Source organism: Streptomyces sp. NPDC090442 (assembly GCF_044769405.1).
Classification (GTDB): domain Bacteria; phylum Actinomycetota; class Actinomycetes; order Streptomycetales; family Streptomycetaceae; genus Streptomyces.
Genome location: NZ_JBIVXW010000171.1, coordinates 1 through 4,243 on the forward strand (window position 1 = coordinate 1; position 4,243 = coordinate 4,243).

At 61.2% G+C, this 4,243-nt stretch carries 2 protein-coding genes; both read right to left on the reverse strand.

What is annotated here, in order from left to right; genetic code table 11:
* Window positions 1-2,825 (reverse strand): DUF6603 domain-containing protein (locus ACIQU6_RS43855; protein ID WP_403488195.1); only part of this gene is annotated, 2,825 nt, incomplete at its 3' end.
* Between the two features lie 1,220 nt (window positions 2,826-4,045).
* A complete protein-coding gene (locus ACIQU6_RS43860; protein WP_403488197.1) occupies window positions 4,046-4,234 on the reverse strand; it encodes a MerR family transcriptional regulator in 189 nt (62 codons plus the stop codon).
* Between the last annotated feature and the right edge of the window lie 9 nt (window positions 4,235-4,243).

Genomic DNA, 4,243 nt, shown 5'->3' on the forward strand with positions numbered 1-4,243 from the left:
GGGGGGCCCCAGATGTCGAGGTCGACACCGACCTCCACGGACACCCTCACCCGGATGAACCACACCTTGACGGTGGCCGCCGCCCCCACCCGCACTCCTATCGAGGCATTGAAGTAGAAGGGTTTCCATTGGACGAGGACATCGACCTTGGCGTCCATCCATGCTTGGAGGTGGAATACGCCGCCGGCGGCGTAGTCCAGAGCTAGACGCCCGCCGAACATCATGGCGTTACTGGTGACCGCGCCGTAGACGCTTCCCGTAGCGGTGATGCCCCCGCCGGGCGACCAGGAGAAACCGAGCCTGGCCGGCTCCGGGTAATACGGAAATCGTTTACGGACCTCGTAGCCGGGGTGGTAGCCGCCAGCGGAGAGGGCGAAGTCGCCGGCGTGGTCATCACCGGTCCACACCCGCAGGGCGATCCCGCCGCTCAGGGTGAAGCCGGGGTCCAGGATGTAGGAGCCAGCCGCGATCACCGCGTCGAGAGACAGCAGATTCTGTTCCGAGCGGTAGGCGATGAGCAGGTCGATGTTGACGCGTGCGGCCGGAGTACTCGATCCGCGGGGCAGGGCCAGGCTGGTCCGCCCCAGCAGGGTCACATTCCACTGCTCGCCGCCTTCGATCAGGAGCAGGGCCTGGGACTCGATGAACCGGAAGGAGGTGAAGAGCACACCGCCCATACCCCAGTACTGGCCCTGTTTCGGGCTGATCCACCCCTTCAGTTGCTCAAGGATCTGCTCGGGCGAGGTACCGGGCTGGCCGCCGCCGAGCCGTGCCATCAACGGGAACGAGTCCATCTCCCCGAGTTCGGGGACACGGACGGTGCTGTTGACCCCGAAGCCCAGCGAGAGCCCGATCACGGTGAATGGCGGCGGCCCGAAGAGTGCTGTCCCGCCCTGCCCGAACGCCTCGCCGAACAGGAACAGTGAGTTCCACCCCTCGTGGCTGCGGGCGTAACTGCCCGCCGCCTGCAAAGCAAACGCCTGGGCTTCGACAGCGATTCCCCCTGTGATCAGTTCCGCATACGCGTCATCCTTTCGCCGCATCAGTCCGCCGCTGACCCGCACAGGAGGCTTGTACAGCAGCACCTGCGCACCCTCGACCCTCGACTCGACAGCGAACGCCGGTTCGGCCAGCGCATCCCCGCCGAGTGAAGCCGGGTCCACCGACACTCCCAGACCGAGCAGGGTCAGCGCGACCGGGCCGACCGCCATCGAGGCATCAAAACCAACCCGCACCAGCCCCTGCTCATAGCCCACTGTGATCCTGTGCAAACTCACCGGCCCCAGCCGCACCCCCACATCAAACGACACACCCGGCACGCCTGCTGCCGCAGGCACCACGGTGGGAAGACTCCCACTGCCCTCCGCCACCCCCGGAGACGTCAGCGGAAGCACCAGCGGGCCCACAACCTCTCCGGGCGCGTCCACGTCGAGGACCAGCCGCACGCCCGGCTTGAGGCCAGCCTCGGGCAGGCGCGGGATCACCTGCAGGGACTCCGGATCCGCCTTGCGCAGCAAGTCATTGGCATCTTCTGCGTGCTGCTTCTTCCATTCCCGGGAGGCCAGGGTGAATTCCACCCCACGCAGCACCACATCAGCCTCCGGAGGGACAGCCGACCCCACCAGAGGAAGCCCCGACAGCCGCACCCCCACAGCACCCCGTACCAACACTGCATACGACCGGGTACCCTCCACGTCAGACGACGCGGCCACCACCCCTATGCGCCCCGTGCCCACCGCCAGCACGAACACCTTGTTGCCAGAGTCGTACGCAATCCCCACCTCCCGCACCACCGGCCACAAACCCTCCGGAAGCACAGTCACCAGATCGTCATTCGCCATACCGAACGCACGCAGAACCGCAAGAACAGACACCCCCTCCTCACCCACCGCAGACCACGAAGCACCCAGCGACTTCGTCTCAGGCAAGAGATCCAATGACAAGGTGAACCGCATCCACTGCACTGCAGCTTCTTCTCCCGGGGTAGGCTCTTCAGCCTCGCCGTCCAGGGAAATGGGTATAGCCAGCTCGCCCCAGAATAAACCTCTGAACGAGCTTCCGGTCTTTCGCGCCTGCGCGTGCAGATCAAGCAAAGCCTCCGTATCCCCACCCCCGAGGGGGATGGAACCGGTACAGCTGACTGCGATCGTCCGGGTACTCGGTTCGAAGGTCAACGCCAGCCGCTGCAGGACCGTCCCGGACACAGCCGCAGGCACGCGTAAGCCAGGGAACGTGCTTTCTAGCCAATCGCACACTCCGGAAAACTCGAGATCTTCGGCGATCACCGAGAGCATCCACCCCCCGGCAACCGCCTTCCGGGCCTCCACGTAGACAGTCGTACCGGCAATGTCAAAACTGCCCGAGATGAAGAAAATATCCGGTGGACCACCGAGCCCGTCGAGGTGGAGTGAAACCCCCGTCATCGTCACGCCGTCAAAAAATTCCCAGGAAGTATCCAGAGAACAGGATACGGTGTAGGATTTGTTATCAAGATTGCCGCTAGCGAAAATGGAGGAAACCGTCACATCATCAAATGCAGGAATGTCTCCCAGGGTGTCACCGATGATGTCTCTCACGTTAACAGGATCCTGTAAGGAAGCTGTTATGATTTCACTTGGAAGGGTGATGTGTGCATCGAGTGTGTTGTTTTTGATGTCAAGGCTGGCATTGATTTCCTGTGAAATCAAGTGACGTCTCGATGATGCCTGTTCTTCGTCGTCGAACGAATACCATCCTATCCCGTACAGCACCGATGTATCGCTCAGGGAAAGCCAGTCATCGACTACGGACCACTTTGCCCCCTTCAAGCCCGCTTCCAGCCACATCCACTGCACGCCTCCACGTGCAGGGTCGAATCCTGCCCTAATCCCCGCCCAGCCTATGGTATTAGGAGACGGTATTGTCTCTGGGAGTTCCAGCTCCTCCGTATTTATCCCGGTCATCATGGGCAGCTGCACCAAATCGCTGAGCCGCTCAAGACCAAGGCCAGAGTCGAACATACCAGACAACTCAAAGACCCCTGTGTCAGGTGTCTCACCCTCCGGATCAGGTGTGGAAACCAGTAGACAAGCCCGTTTTCCCCTCACCTCAAATCCGACCCCAGCAGAGGCCCAAGAAACGACCTCACCGCCTGTTTGGCCCTCCTCGGGGGTAGCCCCCAGGACCAGCATTGGGCAATCAAAACCCGGCTCCCGCATAAAGCCAGCGAGGTCAACCACGAGATAAGTAGTTTCTACCCTCCACTCCCGTAACTCAGCCGCCAGGGCAACCCCCGTGACCCGCCCCTCAGGGTCTTCACTGGAGGCGGAAAATTCCACCTCCACGTCGTCTAACTCCCCGAGTTCACCCAGCGGTACAGTCCCCCTGACGCTCAGCGGCGCATCATCGTAATCAAACGGGTACTGAACCACCAAGTCCCCGCGAAGGTAGGAACGAAAGAGGGTATCCGCCCCCTCAAGAGAGAGGTCCTCGGATCGCACCCTGAAGGGCGATTCCGTGGAACGAGCTTGCTCGAGCAGACCCTGTAATTCCCTCACTGACAATGCGCACATAGCAGGCTCCCAAAGACCTCAAAGACCGGCAACGCTGAAGACTACTTGCCTAATAGGCCCCATTCGGCATCACTGCAAGCATGCCCCGGACGGAGCTCTTCTTTAGACCAGACCGTTGCCCCGCCCCCTTTCCTCACATCATTCTTCGCCTATCTGACACGCATCGGCAACAGGGCGACTCTGCTGCGCAATTCGCTGCGGAGAGGTGGTATCCATTCAGAAGGTCGTGATTGGGCTGGCTATCTGACGATGTGACAGGTGGCTGGTGGGTGGGGCACAGGGCGTGAGCGTTCTCGACTGGCGAGACGTCACTTTTGTGGAGGATCAGTCGAGTTGGGTGCCTTGTGTACCTGGCGGGACGAGGAGGGTGAAGCAATGGCGGATCTTCCGCAAAGCACGGTGCAGCCCCAACCGCATCAGTCGAACCGTCACCGCCGTTCACACCATCGAGATTGCCTGGCGCTCAGGATGAGAAACCTTCATTCAAATAATATCTACTTGCGACCAGACCTCGACCCCGTAGAAGCCTCCCGGCGGATACGTTCGACTTCCAGGACATGATCTTCACGGTACAGGTTTCTATTTCCTTGATGGGCCATGGGGGTGAGATAGCCTCGATGATCCCACTGGCGAATGCATGCGATGGTGACACCTGCAATTTCAGCCGCCTCGGCAGTGGTCAAGAGACGGTA